The sequence below is a fragment of the Tenacibaculum sp. SZ-18 genome, assembly GCF_002813915.1.
Taxonomy (GTDB): Bacteria; Bacteroidota; Bacteroidia; order Flavobacteriales; family Flavobacteriaceae; genus Polaribacter.
The window spans coordinates 341368-359394 of record NZ_CP019335.1; the positions used below are offsets into that span (position 1 = coordinate 341368).

10 protein-coding genes and 2 tRNA genes are annotated in these 18027 nt (G+C 32.2%); 8 read left to right on the forward strand and 4 right to left on the reverse strand.

The window, feature by feature from the left end; all coding sequences use genetic code 11:
• Positions 1 to 379: 379 nt before the first annotated feature.
• Positions 380 to 3193, reverse strand: coding sequence for a DNA polymerase I (gene polA / locus BTO06_RS01595; RefSeq protein ID WP_100923646.1), 2814 nt, complete (start codon positions 3191 to 3193; stop codon positions 380 to 382).
• Between the two features lie 122 nt (positions 3194 to 3315).
• On the opposite strand from polA, the gene BTO06_RS01600 reads away from it, so the two are divergent.
• The 3 genes from BTO06_RS01600 to BTO06_RS01610 all read left to right on the forward strand — a co-directional run bounded on the left by BTO06_RS01600 (position 3316) and on the right by BTO06_RS01610 (position 6175).
• Positions 3316 to 4449: a serine hydrolase domain-containing protein gene (locus tag BTO06_RS01600; RefSeq protein ID WP_100923647.1), complete on the forward strand. Its 1134-nt coding sequence runs from the start codon at positions 3316 to 3318 to the stop codon at positions 4447 to 4449.
• Between the two features lie 122 nt (positions 4450 to 4571).
• Positions 4572 to 5795 (forward strand): metallophosphoesterase, encoded by a 1224-nt coding sequence (locus BTO06_RS01605; protein ID WP_100923648.1) that lies wholly within the window; start codon positions 4572 to 4574, stop codon positions 5793 to 5795.
• A gap of 86 nt (positions 5796 to 5881) precedes the next feature.
• Positions 5882 to 6175 (forward strand): thioredoxin family protein, encoded by a 294-nt coding sequence (locus BTO06_RS01610; RefSeq protein WP_100923649.1) that lies wholly within the window; start codon positions 5882 to 5884, stop codon positions 6173 to 6175.
• Positions 6176 to 6237: 62 nt separating this feature from the next.
• Here BTO06_RS01610 and BTO06_RS01615 read toward each other — a convergent pair whose 3' ends face one another.
• From BTO06_RS01615 to BTO06_RS01625, 3 genes are all read right to left on the reverse strand, one after another.
• Positions 6238 to 7302 (reverse strand): NAD(P)/FAD-dependent oxidoreductase, encoded by a 1065-nt coding sequence (locus BTO06_RS01615; protein ID WP_100923650.1) that lies wholly within the window; start codon positions 7300 to 7302, stop codon positions 6238 to 6240.
• 4 nt (positions 7303 to 7306) lie between these two features.
• Positions 7307 to 9733, reverse strand: coding sequence for a LodA/GoxA family CTQ-dependent oxidase (locus tag BTO06_RS01620; RefSeq protein WP_157811704.1), 2427 nt, complete (start codon positions 9731 to 9733; stop codon positions 7307 to 7309).
• Positions 9734 to 9920: 187 nt separating this feature from the next.
• Entirely contained in the window at positions 9921 to 13055 is a 3135-nt protein-coding gene (locus BTO06_RS01625; protein ID WP_100923652.1) for a glycosyltransferase family 117 protein, read from the reverse strand.
• A 194-nt stretch (positions 13056 to 13249) separates the two neighbouring features.
• Between BTO06_RS01625 and BTO06_RS01630 the strand changes: the two genes are divergently transcribed.
• The 5 genes from BTO06_RS01630 (at position 13250) to nusA (ending at position 17981) form a co-directional block, all read left to right on the forward strand.
• Positions 13250 to 13320 (forward strand) — tRNA-Gln (locus BTO06_RS01630).
• Between the two features lie 160 nt (positions 13321 to 13480).
• Positions 13481 to 15922: a DUF4114 domain-containing protein gene (locus tag BTO06_RS01635; RefSeq protein WP_100923653.1), complete on the forward strand. Its 2442-nt coding sequence runs from the start codon at positions 13481 to 13483 to the stop codon at positions 15920 to 15922.
• Positions 15923 to 16005: 83 nt separating this feature from the next.
• Positions 16006 to 16076 (forward strand) — tRNA-Gln (locus BTO06_RS01640).
• 176 nt (positions 16077 to 16252) lie between these two features.
• Entirely contained in the window at positions 16253 to 16714 is a 462-nt protein-coding gene (rimP, locus tag BTO06_RS01645; protein ID WP_100923654.1) for a ribosome assembly cofactor RimP, read from the forward strand.
• 10 nt (positions 16715 to 16724) lie between these two features.
• Positions 16725 to 17981: a transcription termination factor NusA gene (nusA, locus tag BTO06_RS01650; protein ID WP_100923655.1), complete on the forward strand. Its 1257-nt coding sequence runs from the start codon at positions 16725 to 16727 to the stop codon at positions 17979 to 17981.
• Positions 17982 to 18027: the final 46 nt, after the last annotated feature.

Below are 18027 nucleotides of genomic sequence, written 5' to 3' on the forward strand. Positions count from 1 at the left end.
AAATGTGAAATATTAGTTTACAGACATAACTTCTTTGGTCAGAATTGCGCAATTTGTTTTGATTGATTTACATTGAAATCAATTTACTTATCAAAATAAATAGAAGTTAAAAAGATATTTTCAAGCGACTGGGAGGTCAATTTTCATTCAAATCTTTCATAACTCTTTCTGAAGGGACATCACCTAATTACTTATGAGTATTCCTTTTGTTTCCTTAAATGTAATAGAAAAGAAGTCAGATATTTTAAGGAGAAAGGTTAAAATTAATCACGCATACGTTTTCGTGTTAATAACTTTGATAAGATAGACATCGTTCTAAACTAAAAAAGCTCACGAAACTATTTCGTGAGCTTTTTTTAATATATGAGTAGATTAGACTTTAATGTGCTTCTAACCAGTTTGTACCTAATCCAATTTCTACATCTAAAGGAACAGAAAGTTTAAATGCATTTTCCATTTCTTCTTTAATAATAGGTTTTATTGTTTCTAGTTCATCGTTATGAGCATCAAAAACCAATTCATCATGAACTTGCAATAACATTTTAGATTTGAATTGTTCTTGTTCAAATCGCTTTTGAATATTAATCATGGCAAGTTTTATAATATCTGCTGCACTACCTTGAATTGGCGCATTTACGGCATTTCTTTCAGCTGCACCTCTAACAATAGCGTTTCTTGAATTTATATCTTTTAAATAACGCTTTCTACCTAATATAGTTTCAACATAACCATGCTCTCTCGCGAAGTCTACTTGTTGCGCGATAAAGTTCTTTAATTTCGGATATGTTTCATAGTACGCGTTAATCAATTCTTTTGCCTCTGATCTAGATAAATTTGTTTGATTACTTAGTCCAAACGCAGAAACACCATATATAATTCCGAAGTTTACTGTTTTCGCATTACTACGTTGTTCACGTGTAACTTCATCTAAAGACACATTGAAAACTTTAGCTGCAGTGGATGCATGAATATCTTCTCCATCTTGGAAAGCTTTAATCATTGTTTCCTCTTCACTTAATGCAGCAATAATGCGTAATTCAATTTGAGAATAATCTGCTGCCAATAATGTATAATCTTTATCCTTTGGAATAAATGCTTTTCGAACTTCTTGTCCTCTTTTTGTTCGAATTGGAATATTCTGTAAGTTCGGATTGTTAGAACTTAATCTTCCAGTTGCTGCAACTGCCTGTGCATATACGGTATGAATTCTATCTGTTTTTGGATTTAATTCATTAGGTAGTGCATCAACATATGTACTTAATAATTTTTTACATTGACGATATTCTAGAATGTCTGCTACAATTTGATGTTCTTTCAAAGAAGATAATACATCTTCTGCTGTAGAATATTGACCAGTTTTTGTCTTCTTGGGTTTGTCTACTAATTTTAATTTTTCAAATAAAATTGGACCTAATTGTTTTGGTGAAGCAATATTGAATTCTTCACCTGCTTGCTCATATATTTTCTGTTCTAAAGAAGTGATATCTGAAGAAAGTTCTTTTGAAAACTCTTTTAGGAAATCTGTATTTAGATTGATTCCTTCAATTTCCATATTCGTTAAAACCGAAACTAGAGGCATTTCAACATTTGTAAACAATTCAGTTAATTTTCCTGATTCGAGTTCTTTAGTGAAATGATTTTTCAACTGTAAAGTAATATCAGCATCTTCAACTGCATATTCTGTTTGCTTATTTAATTCAACGGTTCTCATAGAAAGTTGATTCTTCCCTTTTTTACCAATCAAGTCTGTAATTGGAACGGGTTGATAGTTTAAATACGTTTCAGAAAGTATATCCATATTATGACGCATGTCAGGATTGATCAGATAATGAGCAATCATGGTATCGAATAACCTACCTTTTACAGGCATATTATAGTTTGATAAAACTTTTATATCGTACTTAATATTGTGACCAATCTTTTCAATGTTTTCAGCTTCAAAAAATGGTCTAAACATTTCTAAAACTTGTTGTGTTTCCTCTTGATTTTCTGGGAAAGCAACATAATATCCTTTTCCTTCCTCCCAAGAAAAAGCAATTCCAATTAATTCAACTTCTAATGACTTTAAACCAGTAGTTTCTGTATCAAAACAAACTGATTGTTGGATCATAAGTTTGTCTAATAATAACTTTCTAGAAACAGGTGTGTTTACCAATTGATAGAAATGTGAGGTGTTAGCAACTGTTTTAAATCCATTGATGCTTTCTACCGTGGCATTTCCAGCACCAGGAGTAGCAAACAAATCAAATTGTCCAGATGTACTTTCCGTTTGTTGTGGTTTAGTATCAGAAATTGATGTAGAACTCTCTTGAGAGAATGTTTTTAAGAAATTATCTGTTAATCTTCTAAATTCTAATTCAGCAAAAATTGCTTTCGTTTTTTCAATATCGGGTTGCTCAAAAATAAGTTTGTCTTGTTCCAGTTCAACAGGAACATCAAGCATAATTGTAGCTAACTTTTTAGAAAGTAAACCTAATTCTTGATTAGCTTCAACCTTCTCTTTCATTTTTCCTTTTAGCTCATGAATATTTTCAAATAAACCTTCCATAGAACCATAAGCGGCTAGAAACTTTTTAGCTGTTTTTTCACCAACACCTGGTAATCCTGGAATATTATCAACAGAGTCTCCCATCATTCCTAAGAAGTCAATTACTTGCTCAGGTCGTTCAACTTCGAATTTTTTCTGTACTTCTTCAACTCCCCATTTCTCATATCCATTTCCCATTCTTGGAGGACGATACATAAAAATACTATCAGACACGAGTTGAGCATAATCCTTATCTGGAGTTACCATATACGTTTCTAATCCTTCTTTCTCTGCTTTCTTTGCTAAAGTTCCAATAATATCATCAGCTTCAAATCCTTCTTTAACAATCGCAGGAATATTCATTGCTTGTAGGATTTGTTCAATATAAGGAACAGCAATCCTAATAGCTTCTGGAGTTTCTTGTCTATTTGCTTTGTATTCAGGAAAAATTTCAACACGATCTGCACTACCACCTTTATCAAAACAAACAGCTATATAGTCAGGTTTTTCTTTTTTGATCACATCTAGTAATGAGTTTGTAAAACCTAGAATAGCTGAAGTGTCCATTCCTTTAGAGTTAATTCTTGGATTTTTTATGAAAGCATAATATCCTCTAAAAATTAAAGCATACGCATCTAATAAAAAAAGTCTTTTTTTGGTAGTCATAAATGTATACGAATTGAAGATTGTAAAACTACAAAATAATACTGCCGTTCGAAAAAAAAGAGTAGAAATTGAAACAAACTTTTGGAATTTACGTCATACAATTAACCTTAAAATCTAAACTAATGAAACTAATATGGAAAATTATAATTGCTGTTGTTATACTTGGTGTTCTAGCTTTTGGAGCTGCTAGTATTTGGGCATTTAATAAAATGGCAAAAATTGATGAATTAGTCCTTGGTGAGAATGATAACCTAACCGAAAAAATAGAGAAAACAGATAAATGGTTGGCTAAGCTTCAAAAAGACAATAAGTTTAATGGTGCAGTACTGTTGATTAAAAATGATAGTCTGCTACTAAAAAACACGTATGGTTTTACAGATCATACTCGAAGAAAGAGACTAACATCTCAATCGTCGTTCAGATTAGCATCTGTTTCAAAACAATTTACTGGAGTTGGTATTATGTTATTGAAAGAACAAGGAAAGTTGAATTTTGATGATTCTATAAAAAAGTTTTTACCTGTTTTACCTTATGAAAAAGTAACAATAAGAAATTTATTAAACCATACTTCAGGAATTCCAGATGTATATATGGATTTTCCGAAAAAATATAGTAAAGAAGTAGGAAGTGCCTTAACTATATCTATGATGGTAAAATTATTAGCTAAAGAAAACTTACCATTAGAACATAACCCGAATGAAGTTCATTCATATAACAATACAGGATATGTGCTATTAGCGGCAATTATAGAAAATGTTTCAGGAAAATCATTTGAAGAATTTATGCAAACCGAGTTGTTTGATAAATTAGGGATGAAGAATACGAGAGTTTGGAATTTACTTTCCCAAGAAAAGACTTTTCCAAATAAAACATGGTCTTTTGAAAATATATTAGGAGATTTAGTAGAATTAAAGTCTGGGGTATTAGATGGAATTGCTGGGGATGGAGGAGTTTTTTCTAGTATTGATGATTTTATAATTTGGAATCAATTTTGGTATGATAATCAACTGTTATCCAAAATTACGATGCAAGAAGCTTTTAAGGAAACAATTCTAAATGATGGAACAGTTATCAATTATGGTTTTGGTTGGGTTATTTTTGGAAAAGATGTACATGCTCATAATGGTTCTTGGTTAGGAGCGAGAACGAGTTTCGCTAGAAATACAAAATTAAAGAATGCAATTGTTTTATTAGATAATTCTGCAAGTATGAATGTTGATGCAATTGAGAAACAGTTGGTAAAAGTTTTAAAATAACTGAATTTGTTACTGTGATTATGGTTTTTATTAACACTTATTTATCATATTCGGGGTTTTAGAAGTATATAACATATTACAAGATAGCTGTATCTTTGCTCGGTTAAATTAAACATAAAATCATGCCACGTTGGGTAATCCCTGTTTTTATTACTCTTACTCTAGTAATTGTTCTAGAGTTATATGCATTCCAAGCAATTAAAACATTAACCAAAAATAAATTAATAAAGTATGGTTGGCTTGCTTTTGGACTATTGGCATATTTTAATTTTTTCTATGTCATGGTTTCGTCTGATAGGACTTCGGGTCAGACTAGACAGTTTCAATGGGCAGCTGGTTTCATGTTACTAGCATTATTGCCTAAATTATTTATTTTAATTGTAATGTTTGGTGAAGATGTGTTTCGTTATATTAAAAAAGGAATCTCATTCTTTTCATCGGAAACTACACAATCAGTTGCAGGTAGAAGAAAGTTCGTTTCTCAAATAGCGTTAGGTTTAGCGGCAATTCCTTTTGCGAGCATGTTATATGGAATATTTAAAGGGAAATTCAATTATAAAGTTTTAAAATATCAATTGGCCTTTGAAGATTTACCAGAAGCTTTTGATGGATTTACAATCACTCAAATAACAGATATTCATTCTGGAAGTTTCGACAATAAAGAAAAGATTCAATACGGTGTTGATTTAATTAACGAACAGAATTCAGATATGATTTTATTTACTGGTGATATTGTAAATAATTTCGCTAGGGAGATGGATCCTTGGATAGATATGTTCAGTACTTTGAAAGCTCCTATGGGAAAATATTCTATTTTAGGAAATCATGATTATGGAGATTATTCTCAATGGGAAACAGAGGCAGATAAAAAAGCAAACTTTGATGCAGTAAAGGGTATTCATCCAAAAATTGGTTTTGAACTTTTGTTGAATGAGCATCGATATGTTGAAAAAGATGGTCAAAAAATTGCTTTAGTTGGTGTTGAGAATTGGGGAAGAGGATTTAAAAAAGAAGGAGATTTGGAAAAGGCTTCTAAAGGAATAAATAAAGAAGATTTTAAAATATTGATGACTCATGATCCTACGCATTGGGATTTGAAAGTTAAGGATAACAATTTTAATTATCACCTTACGTTAAGTGGTCATACACATGGACTTCAATTTGGTATAGAAATTCCTGGTTTTTTTAGATGGAGCCCTTCCCAATATGTTTATAAACAATGGGCTGGTTTATATAAAGAATTTGGTCGATATATAAATGTTAATAGAGGCTTTGGTTATCACGCTTTTCCGGGTCGAGTTGGAATTTGGCCGGAAATTACTGTTATAGAGTTGAAAAAAGCTTGATTTTGAGGTTTTTTCTAAGTATAATCGTTGATGCTTAATAAAAAAATAGTAATTTACCCATGTTTTTTAAATAAAATATTAAAAAAATGACAAAGTTTGGCGAAATCATTAACATCGATATCCCCGTATTAATCGATTTTTACTTTGATTGGGATGATGCTGAAAACAGTGTAGAAACATTAAGAGATGTTGCTGCGGCTTTAGGAGATAAGGCAAAGGTTATTAAGATTGATATTAAAAAGAATGAAATTTTAGCTGATGCACTTAGAGTAAAAGGAAATCCTACTTTTATGATTTATAAAAAAGGAGAAATGATGTGGAGAAAGACAGGAGAGCAAGATGCAAATACTTTGATTGGTTTAGTGCAACAATACGTTTAAGCTCCGAACTATACTAAAAAAAATATATTTTTAATAAAAAGGCTACCAATTGGCAGCCTTTTTTATTTTGTTAACTTATGAAAGTTCATTTCGTAAAGTTTCTCTTTTTGTGAAATGTATTCATTGAAAATTGAATATAATTTTTGCTCGTAGTTTACTAAACTCCTATGATCATTAGCTAAATAGTTTTCAATAGAATATGCAGCTTCTTTTGCCGTATATATTGCATTAGAAACTCCATGTGATGCAATCGGATCAAAAGCTAAAGCAGCGTCTCCAATACTGAGTATATTATTATGTGTTATTTTTTCTGGAATCGATGAGTTCGCTTGTCTTCCATACACTTTAAAGTTTCCTTGTTTTGGAATACAATGCTTTAAAACATCTGTCTTATGTAATAGGTTTTTCCATTGATTATATTGCTTGAATAGAGAAATTTGTTTGTTTTCTTTTGAAGTATATAGTGATATAATTCTTGTTGTTTCGTTAAGGTCCGAAACTGTTCCCCAAGAATTTTTCGAAAAAACTTCAGTTAAAAAACCATACTTTAAATTAGGTCCTGTTTTTGGAACATAACATAGAAATGCTAAAGTATCATCGTATGATATTTCTTTAATCTTTGCTTGTTTCAATATGTACCTTTTTCTTCCAGTGGCATCAATTAGTAATGACGTATGAATGTTTAAACTTTTATTCTCATTATTCTTTACGAATATATTACTACTCCATTTCGTTCTAGAATCAATATTGACTTCATTAATTTCAATGATTTGATTGCATTGTTCTTTTAAAGATTGACTAACTTTTTTCTTGTCAATTTTTAACCCATATCCGAATTTACTTTTCAAAAAGAAAGATTCATCAATAATATTTGTACCAACCCATTTTGATTGGTAACCATATGTTTTCTTAGCCTTTGATTCGAACAAGCGAAGTAGTTTAATCTCTTCTAACAATTCCAAAGTACTAGGTGGCAAAGTCTCCGCTAGTGGTAAGTTTTGTTGATTTTTGCTTTTTGATAACAGGATGCTATTAATTCCTTTTCGTTGCAATACATAATGTAAAATGAGTCCTGAAACTCCGTTTCCTACAATTAGTGTATCGGTATGTAATGTCTCAGGACCCATATTTCTATTTTATCACTAAATAAAATTCTGAAGAAGACTCATATCCTCCACATTTATCAATATAATTTACTTCAATGGTTACAAAAGAATTAACTACGTTTTGTAGATTAGAAGTTATATCTATTGGTCCTTGAGGTGTTATTTTACCACTACAATTATTACTAAAATCGTGTTTAAAAACTGATTCACCATTTACTTTCATTTCGAAAACATCATCAACAAAAACTTCTCCGGTACCGTCTAAGTTAGAAGCTAGTACGATTGTAGCATTGTCTGGAATCCAAACCATCTCTCTAGTGTTTGTAAAAAAGGTACTAGGAGGATTTAATGTTACAGGCTTTCCAGAGATAGCCTTCCCTATAAATATTGATGTTTTATTTTTTACGTTTTTACTTTCTGCAGCAACATATACTAATTCAGGAATACCGCTGACGTTAGATTTTCTTCCTGCTACAACTCCTACGTTCTTCCATTTGTAAACCATGTTTATCAAGCCATTCATGTATCCTCCTTCTGCATGATATCCTACATATCCAGTATCTGTTGTCATTAACCAAGGAAGTCTGTTTGCATAAACGTATTGAATAGTATCCGACTTTAATTCAGTATTTCTCATGGCTACTAAACTTTCTTCAGTTAATACATCAACTGGTAGGTTTGCTGCCCACCAAGCTGGAATTGGGTATTGACTGTCTAAAAATACTTTTTGACAACTTCCGGCATCAGATTGCCAAGGAATTCCCATCCATTTGGTTAAATCTCCTGGTGTACTTTTCCATAGCCAACTTTTAGCATCTCCATCATTCATAGAGGCTTTTACATCATCTGAATTCATTTGAAATCCAAAATCATTATAAAAAATCTTTTCTTTTTCCTCTTTTGTAGCGGCAGCAACTCGAATTTCTCTTAATCCAAAGAATGAATTTCCAGGAGTGATATCAGCGTATGCTAACGAGTTTTCAGCATACATTTGAGCATGTCGCATTGGCCAAGTTAATTCGACTCCAGGGTGAAATCCACCTCCATAAAGAGTTTCCAATACAGCTCTTGTCATCAATAAAGCAGATTTAGCTGGATCTTGTGCAGCTTCGAGATATTGATTTTGATAATGTTTTCCTAATTCATCCATATTAGTAAAATCACCTTCTAATGAGCTGAAATTACCATCTCTCCATTTTTTTAATTCATGATATAAAACTGGGGGTATAGCAAACCATTGCGCAGGACTACCAGGATAATTAATTCCATCTCCTGGATAAAAAGGATATTTTAGCTCCTGTGTACCGCTACCAATATTAGTAATGTCAGTTTTACTTTTACTAGGTATTATCGGTTCATTTGTATAGTTGTATAATGGATCTCTAAATAAGTTAAAAATTTTATTTCTTACTGGTTGAGCCGCTTTTGAGTTACTATAAAGAGCTTTAAATTCTTCTGGTGTTAGTTCGTCTATAGTTTCTCTGAAAGAAGGGGCTAAGAAATCACTTAAATTTACCCATTGCATTCTATGTAAACGATATAATACAGGGAAAATCAAACTAAAGTCTGTGGTGAAATCTTCATTTGCTATACCACAAATAAGATCATACATTGTTGATAAAGGTTGAATTTGCGGAGCATAATCTGGTGGAGCAGTAGCAACCCAGGCAGCTGAGTCAGCATCATTCAATTCATACGTATTTCCATTCATTGTTACTTTAGCTGTGATTCTTCCATCACATATATCGTCGTACCAATTCGAGTTGTCGGCAAAATCAGTGTTTAAGTCTGATGCGATTAAAGCAGCAGAAATTCCGTCTCCAGGATAAAATATAAGGCTTCCTTCATCATATTCAACTGCGCCTAAATTTACATCTTTTGCATTTAAATTCATTGCAGCTGCAATTTTACTTTCAGTTTCACCTTTTAACGGAAATGGAAATTTACCACCTAATTTTACAGGTGAAGTATTTGTTGAGTTAATCTTGGTAGGGCTAGGACTATTTACTAATTCTTGTCTATAATCGTAATCCTTATTATTTATTAATTGTTCGTTTAAAACATTTGGATTTCTTCGTGATGTACTAATTCCTGGAGCAATGTTTTTCGTGAAAAAATTAGGACTCAAATTGTGATTGTCAGTATTTACTGATAAATCTAAACTGTTATTAAAATCATACCAGAACGGTTTTTTATTTGCTACTTCTACTGTCCATTCTATAGTACAAGAAGATGGATCAATTTTACGAATAGGTTTACCATTATCATCGCACTCATAAATATAAAAACGTTGAGCCTGCTTTTTTAATGCGCCGTCGTTGGTATGAAATTCTAAGTTTTCTTCATATAAGTTTGCCCATGGAACTTCTGGTGTAAACACAACGTCTTTCTTGTTTGTTGGACCATTTCCAAGTCTTGCAATTCCTATTGAAGGATATATACGTAGTTTCATTTTAATTTGATTTAAGGTTACAACCAAATTTACCATCAGTTATACTCTGCTGGTGGAAAAATGTAACAAGGCTTTAAAAATGAGTTATAAGAATGGTTATTTTAAGTATAAATGTTTTCTTGAATTATTTCAAGTGAAAATAAAGGAGAATAAAAAACGCTGCCAATTAGCAGCGTTTTTTATTTTATTATGGTTTTATTGAATCCAAAATTTCTTCTGGTATTCCAGATTCATCTTCTGGTTCTGGTAAGAGATCTTTAAATAGTCTTAATTTTTCAAAGAATCCATTTTCAAGACTTTCCACATATTCTTTGTCTTTGTCAAATCTAGACACTTGGCTAATGATATTCCTATACATATATAGGTTAGTGTCTAAATTATCGAAGATATAATCAATGTTGTTGTAAGTGCTATAATGTTCCAATTCTTGTTGGAAAAGATTAATTAAAATTTCTGTAGTTTCTCGAGCTTTATCTTTATCTCCAATTCTATAATATAATTCAGGATACCCTAGAGAAATACTATAGTGGTCAAAGTCAGGAATAGGCATTTTATGTAAGGAAAGATCCAATACTTCTTTGGCTGTAGCTGTATCTCCTTTAATTAAAAATTCCTCAGATAAACGCATTAAGTTATTTCTGATAGAAATAGCGTTTCTTTTGGCTTGTTCATCTAAGTAAATTTCTCCATTGTTGATAGTTTTCCATTCCCATTTCTTAATATTATCATACATTTTCTCTGGGTCAATACGTCCCATATCAAACATTGATTTGTTAGCAATTGGAGTTTTAATAGGAACTAGTTTAAAGGCCATACCATCTAGTTGCAAGTAATCCTTTAACCAGATGTATTCTTCTGAAGCATTTGCTCCTCCAGTAAAGTATATTGGTCTTTTCCAATCGAAATTATCCAGAATATCTAACATTAAAATTCTGTTTTTTGCTATGGCATCGTCTATGGTGATATCAATATAATCGACCATTTTGTCAGCATCTTTAGCAGCTACAATTCCATATTTTAAAGCGTTTTCTTTGTTTACTGGAATTCTAATTCTATTTGTTGGGTATACTTTTTCTTTTAAACCATTTTCAGTTTCATAATAAGTGGCGTCATTACTACTCGCAATCCATTTCATAAAAGTACTCAAAGAAATAACTGAGTCTTTTAGTTGAGGGTGCGGCATATGATAAGCAACATCGAGTGTTCCATATTTATACTGATGATGTTTTAACTTTGAAGGAATTGGATCTGCATCATAAGTTTTCTTTTTCATTTGATCAATATACCAGTCAGTAGCGAATAAACTTGTATTAACAATTTTTATATCTCTACGAACACCTTCTATTTGTTGCATATACCATAAAGGAAATGTGTCGTTATCACCAATGGTAAATAAAATAGCATTTGGATCACAACTCTCTAAATAAGTCTGAGCATTAAGTTGAGCTAAATAACGATCACCTCTATCATGATCATCCCAGTTTTGGAATCCCATTAAAGCTGGTACAGCTAATAAAGAGAATATGGAAACACCTAATGCAACCATTTTCTTATCCATAAATCCTTTTAGGCTATCATATAAAGCTAATACGCCGAAACCTACCCAGATGGCAAATACATAGAATGATCCAACAACTGCATAATCTCGCTCTCTTGGTTCGAAAGGTTTAGGATTGGTGTAAAAGATAATTGCAAAACCAGTAAAAGCAAAGAATAAGGCTAATGTATACCAGTTTTTCTTATCTTCCTTTATGTGATATAAGAGTCCGATAATTCCTAATATTAGTGGAAAAAAGAAGTAGGTGTTTCTTCCTTTATTGTTTTTTACACTATCAGGTAGTTTTTCTTGAGACCCCAATCTGGCTTCATCTATGATTTTAATTCCACTTAACCAATTTCCGTTATTATCTAAATGTCCCTGAATGTCATTTTGCCTTCCAACAAAATTCCACATAAAATACCTTCCATACATGTATCCAAATTGGAAATTAATCATAAACCTCAGGTTTTCTATAAATGTTGGTTTACGCATGCTTCGTTGAGGGATCCCAGCGATTTGTTTATAAAATTGTTCTGCACCAGGGTCCACCATACGCGGGATAAACCCTTTATGCTTACTCGAATACTCAGGAATTACATTTTTATATTTATTAACGATTTCATATCGTCCATTAATCTTCTCGTATTTAGGTTTGTCATCAACATACACATCTACAATATTTCCATACTCGTCTTTTTGTTTTTCATATTCTCTCTTGTAAGAAAACGAATAATACTTATCATAAAATACATTTGCATCACCATATTGTTCACGATTATAGTATGCTAACAACTCACGTGCACTTGAAGGATTATTTTCATTTATGATAGTATCTGCATTTGCTCGAATTGGTAGCATTAACCACGTCGAAAATCCGATCATTATGAACAAAAGAGATAAAATTATGGTATTAGCAAACACTTGTTTTTTCTTACGTGTATAATTAAGACCGAAATAAAATAGAGCAATCAATGCAATTCCAGCAATTATAGTTCCTGAGTTGTAAGGTAACCCAATTGAGTTTATAAAGAAAAGTTCAGAAACACTGAAGAATTTTAAAGTAAATGGAAATAAGAATTTAAAGACAAAGGCCAATACTAAAATAGAAATTATTGTAGCTATTGTCGTAGTTTTGATTGTAATATCTTTATAGGTTTTAAAGAAATAAATCATAACAATTGAAGGGATTACCAATAAAGAAAGAATGTGTACACCAAAAGACAATCCAACAACAAAACTGATAATTAATAACCATTTGTTACCTCTTGAAGTATAAATTTCACTTTCCCATTTTAAGGCCAGCCAAAAAAGTATTGCCATTAAAAAAGATGACATAGCATAAACTTCACCTTCCACTGCACTAAACCAAAAACTATCAGAAAATGTGTATGCTAAGGATCCTACCAGCCCACTGCCTAATACTGCGATTTTTTCACTGGTAGAAAATACGTCATTTTTATGAGCAATTTTTTTAGCTAAATTCGTGATAGTCCAGAACATAAACAAAATAGTAAAAGCACTTGCTAACCCAGACATAAAATTCACCATATAAGCCCAATTACTTGGGTCGTTTGTGAACATTGCAAAAAATGCACCAAGCATTTGAAATAAAGGGGCTCCAGGAGGATGACCCACTTCTAAATTCACAGCAGTAGAAATATATTCACCACAATCCCAAGAACTCACTGTAGGTTCAAGAGTTAATGTATAAGTAATTAAAGCAATGAAAAATGCTGCCCATCCTAAAATAACGTTCCACTTTTTGTAGTTAAAGTCTTTCATAATAGTGTTAAAAAATCAATGCGAATGTACTATATTTTATTCTTAATTTAAACCAATCTTTTTTTTAGACTGTTAACAAAAGTAACTGTTATCTGATTTTATAAATTCACAACCGAACTAAATTATTGTTAAAAAACAATAAACAGAAAAATGTTTTGTATTTTATAAAAAAGTTATATTTTTGCACCCGCAATTGGCCTATGGTGTAATGGTAACACACCGGTTTTTGGTGCCGTTATTCTAGGTTCGAGTCCTAGTAGGCCAACGTAAAAAGCTTCAGTTTAAAAACTGGAGCTTTTTTTTATATTCTATTTTTTGTTGTTCATTACTTTTTTTTATTTAGGCATCACTTTGCTACCGTTCAGCTGAAAACGTATTTTTTTAATAAGGATGGAGTTAAATTTAGGATACAAAAACTAGATACCATGAAAAAAATATTACTCCTCATCGTTTTTTTATCGCAAGTCATTGTTGCTCAAAATTATAATTATTTAGGTACATATTCATCGAATGGGACTCCTGATTATTTGGAAGTTCCTGGTGATTCAGTTTCAGTCGAAACATTGGAAATGATTAGCAATGCTATACCGGAGTCTTATCCAGTTCCAGATTTCAACCCTCAGTATATTACTGCGGGATATGATACAAATATTGAATTATCTCAAGCAGCAGACGTATATGTTACTTTCATTGCAGAAGGAGCAGGTTACCGAAATGTACTTGGTTTTTATACTTATGATTTAAGTAATCCACCAACAACTGCCCCTGGAGAAGAGGATATTACAATAATTTTCCCTAATGCGTCCGCATTGGGAAGCGGCGGTGGCTTACAAGTTGGTGATAAAGTTAATATAGGTTCCTTCCCAGCTAATACTGGCATTGGTTGGGTTTTATTAGCAAATGCTTGGAGTGCATCACAACAACAGGTAGGTTTTGGTCATTGGACTGTGTTTTCCGATCCAGACTTTAATCCAGAATCAGATCCAGAACTAAGGCATCATAATGTTTTATTGTCAGATCCAGAAAATGAAAGGGTGATTTTAGGGTTTGAAGATATTAGGAGAGATTTGAATAGCTGTGATAATGATTTTAATGATGCTGTGTTTTACATAACTGCTTCCCCTTATGAAGCAATTACTACTAATAATGTTGCTGACGTGAGTCTTAGTAGTGATGTTACTTCTTCTTATGATGGTGGATTGGAGAGTAACGGAGATTTGGCTGGATTAATTGCGAAAAGAAATTTACAAAGAAGTAAAAACAGGACATTTAAAAATTTGAAAGAATTCCAAGAAAGATTCGACAAACAACTAATTCAAAACAAGGGGTTAAGTTCAATTGCTAATTATTTACCTGAAACGGGTATGTATGGTGTTGAAACAGCTTCGATTTCAAGTCCCGATGATTTATTAGGTATTACTAATGCTATTGAAGTATTTGCTGCTGACTATTACAGTGGTAATAATAGAGTATCGGCGATTTTGGCTACAAAAACTGAGGGTGCTGTTTACGATCACTCCAAAGCAATATGTGATCGATTGAATAATTCAACTATTGAGGATATTAGGTTAATTACTTCAAGAGGTCACCGACTAGTTAGTTCTAAAATCAGGAGAGCCAATGGTTTAGTTGAATATACAGTAGGGTTTTCGATCAAGTTGGGAGACGCTCAAAATGAATTACATAGCTATTGGAATATAGAGCAATACCCGCCAGGTAATTATTACAACTTCCAAGTATGGGGGAGCACATATTCTCAGGTTTTTTCTAATGTAAATTATATTTTAGATGCATTTTCAAATGAGAAATCTCTTGTCAGTAATGGGGAAAATAATGCAATTCCGTCAGTTTTTGTTAGCTCAGGTAATTATTCAAACGGAAAACTGTATTTAGATATTATTAATAAAGAGGAAGCCACGGAGGCATTATTTAATGGTAATATACAAGCTACAGAAATTTCTGAAATAACAAATATGACAGAGACTATTACTTTATCAGGAGAATGGAATGAGAATCTTGTTGTGAATACGGGCGTGTTATTTGATGTTGGATTTTCACTTTCTACAGCAACATCTGCAGCAACAGATGGACTGTATTTGGCAGATGGTCCTTGGGGTTTAGATTATTTAAGTTCGGATGCATCAATAAGTGTATTAGATATTTCAAACGATGAGATTTTTGAAGAAGAAGAAGTTCATGAAATTAATAGAAACTTATATGTTAACGGCCAGGTTTTAGGTACAATGAATATATTTAGACATATCCTGCCAGGTGATCAAACTCTTGACGTTTCTGATTATAATTATCTCTCTTTTGAGATGAAATCTACCCACCAAATTGAAATCGTTTTGATGAATGAAAGTTTATCGGATTGGAATAATAGAATGAGATATGTGATTTCAGCTAGTGAAGATTTAACCGAATACCAAATTTCCTTAAATGATTTTGTCGATGGAAACGGCAACAAGGTTGGTATCAATGATGTTAAAACGATTGTCTTCTCAGTAATAGGAGATTATATAAATGACGTAGCCTTTGAGGTTGATATTAATAATGTCGCCTTTAGGGCAAATAGTTCAGTGTTGTCGGTTGACGATGTTGCAATTGATGATGGAGATAAAGTTGTTAATTATCCAAATCCTTTTAGAGGGCAAACAACTATAAGGTTACCAAAAAGTACTGACGTTATTTCATTAATGGTTTATGATATTTTAGGTAGAACTATTTTTAATGATAATATAGAAACACAAAACACTAATAGAAAAGAAGTATTATTTAACTTGGCTTCCAATAAAAAGGGAGTTTTCAAATACATGGTAGTCGATGGTGAGGGCACAGTTTACACAGGTACGCTGATAGCAGAATAACGGTCCAATTCGGTGGTTTTTGCAAAAAAATAAATTTTGTTTTTGTAATTTGTAAGTTTGTATTATATTTGCACCCACTATTTTGGCCCATGGTGTAATGGTAACACACCGGTTTTTGGTGCCGTTATTCTAGGTTCGAGTCCTAGTGGGCCAACAGAGCTTCTAACAATTTGTTAGAAGCTTTTTTGTTTTTTAATTTTTTAGTGTCTTGAATATCATTTTCATAAGAATAGATAGTTTGTATTATACAGAATTAGTTCTTATATTTGCACGGAATTTCTTAAATAAGATGTGTGCAGGGGACAAAAGTCCCCTCTTTTTATACCTAAAATGAATCAAGATAAAGTAAGAGCATTATTACAGGAAGCACTGGATGAAAATCCGTCATTATTTCTTATTGATTTAAAATTTACTGCCAATAGTAAGATTAAAGTAATTGTTGATGGAGATTCAGGAGTTCCACTTAGTGAAATCATTCGAATTAGTAGAAATATTGAGCATAATTTAGATAGGGAAGAAGAAGACTTTTCTTTAGAGGTTACTTCTCCTGATATATCGGATTCGTTAAAAGTAAAACGTCAGTATAATAAAAATTTAAACCGAATTCTTAACGTGAAAACTGGAGAAAGCGAGTTTGAAGGTACACTGATTGAAATTCAGGAAGAAAATATTGTGCTAACTTGGAAGGTAAGAGAGCCTAAACCAATTGGCAAAGGAAAACACACGGTAGAAAAAGTTCAAGAAATACCGTTTGATAGTATAACAGAAGCAAAAGTGAAGATCATATTTTAATAATACAGGAATGGAAAATATTGCATTAATCGAGTCATTTTCAGATTTTAAAGACAATAAAAGTATAGATAGGGTAACTTTAATGTCTATATTAGAAGAGGTATTTCGTTCTGCATTAAAAAGAAAATACGGTTCTGATGATAATTTTGATATTATTATCAACCCGGATAAAGGAGATTTAGAAATTTGGAGAAACCGTATTGTTGTAGCTGATGGAATGTCAGAGGATGACAATGAGGAAATTGAATTGTCAGAAGCGAGAAAAATTGAGCCCGATTTTGAAATTGGTGAAGATGTGTCTGAAGAAGTTAAATTGATTGATTTAGGAAGAAGAGCTATTTTAGCGTTACGTCAAAATCTAATTTCTAAGATTCACGAGCATGATAGCACCAATGTTTTCAAACAGTTTAAAGATCTCGAAGGAGAAATTTACAGCGCTGAAGTGCATCATATTCGTCATAATGCAGTTATTTTGTTAGATGATGAAGGGAACGAGATAGTATTACCGAAAACTGAGCAAATTCGTTCTGACTTCTTTAGAAAGGGCGATTCTGTAAGAGGTGTTATTAAAAAAGTGGAGCTAAGAGGTAATAAGCCATCTATTGTGTTGTCAAGAACAGCACCTGGATTCTTAGTGAAATTGTTTGAGCAAGAAATTCCTGAGGTATTCGACGGTTTAATTACTATTGAAGGTGTAGCAAGGATCCCCGGTGATAAAGCAAAGATTGCGGTAGATTCTTATGATGACAGAATTGATCCAGTAGGAGCTTGTGTTGGTGTTAAAGGATCTCGTATTCATGGAATTGTTCGTGAACTAGGAAATGAAAATATTGATGTAATTAATTATACTAAGAACGAACAGTTGTATATTGCAAGAGCATTAAGTCCTGCTAAAGTAACTTCCGTTACTATAGACAAGTTTGATGAGGAGAAAGATGGTAAGAAAGGCCGTGTAAATGTTCTCCTAAAGCCCGAGGAAGTATCTAAAGCAATTGGTAGGTCAGGTGTAAATATTCGTTTAGCAAGTCAGTTAACGGGTTACGATATTGATGTGCAACGAGAAGGAATAGAGGAAGAAGATGTTGAGTTAACTGAATTTTCTGATGAAATTGAAGCATGGGTGATCGAAGAATTCAAGAGGATAGGATTAGATACTGCTAAGAGTGTTTTAGATAAAGATGTTACTGAGTTAGTAAAAAGAACGGATTTAGAGGAAGAAACAATAGTAGAAGTTCAGAGAATCTTAAGAGAAGAATTCGAAGATTAATAATATTAGGTTGATCGGTTCCTTTAAATCGATATAACGTAAGTGA

What these genes read in the sequence shown, in the direction of transcription:
- polA (WP_100923646.1), bottom strand. Translation starts at nt 3,193, where the DNA reads ATGACTACCAAAAAAAGACTTTTTTTATTAGATGCGTATGCTTTAATT.
- BTO06_RS01600 (WP_100923647.1), top strand. Translation starts at nt 3,316, where the DNA reads ATGAAACTAATATGGAAAATTATAATTGCTGTTGTTATACTTGGTGTT.
- BTO06_RS01605 (WP_100923648.1), top strand. Translation starts at nt 4,572, where the DNA reads ATGCCACGTTGGGTAATCCCTGTTTTTATTACTCTTACTCTAGTAATT.
- BTO06_RS01610 (WP_100923649.1), top strand. Translation starts at nt 5,882, where the DNA reads ATGACAAAGTTTGGCGAAATCATTAACATCGATATCCCCGTATTAATC.
- BTO06_RS01615 (WP_100923650.1), bottom strand. Translation starts at nt 7,302, where the DNA reads ATGGGTCCTGAGACATTACATACCGATACACTAATTGTAGGAAACGGA.
- BTO06_RS01620 (WP_157811704.1), bottom strand. Translation starts at nt 9,733, where the DNA reads ATGAAACTACGTATATATCCTTCAATAGGAATTGCAAGACTTGGAAAT.
- BTO06_RS01625 (WP_100923652.1), bottom strand. Translation starts at nt 13,055, where the DNA reads ATGAAAGACTTTAACTACAAAAAGTGGAACGTTATTTTAGGATGGGCA.
- BTO06_RS01635 (WP_100923653.1), top strand. Translation starts at nt 13,481, where the DNA reads ATGAAAAAAATATTACTCCTCATCGTTTTTTTATCGCAAGTCATTGTT.
- rimP (WP_100923654.1), top strand. Translation starts at nt 16,253, where the DNA reads ATGAATCAAGATAAAGTAAGAGCATTATTACAGGAAGCACTGGATGAA.
- nusA (WP_100923655.1), top strand. Translation starts at nt 16,725, where the DNA reads ATGGAAAATATTGCATTAATCGAGTCATTTTCAGATTTTAAAGACAAT.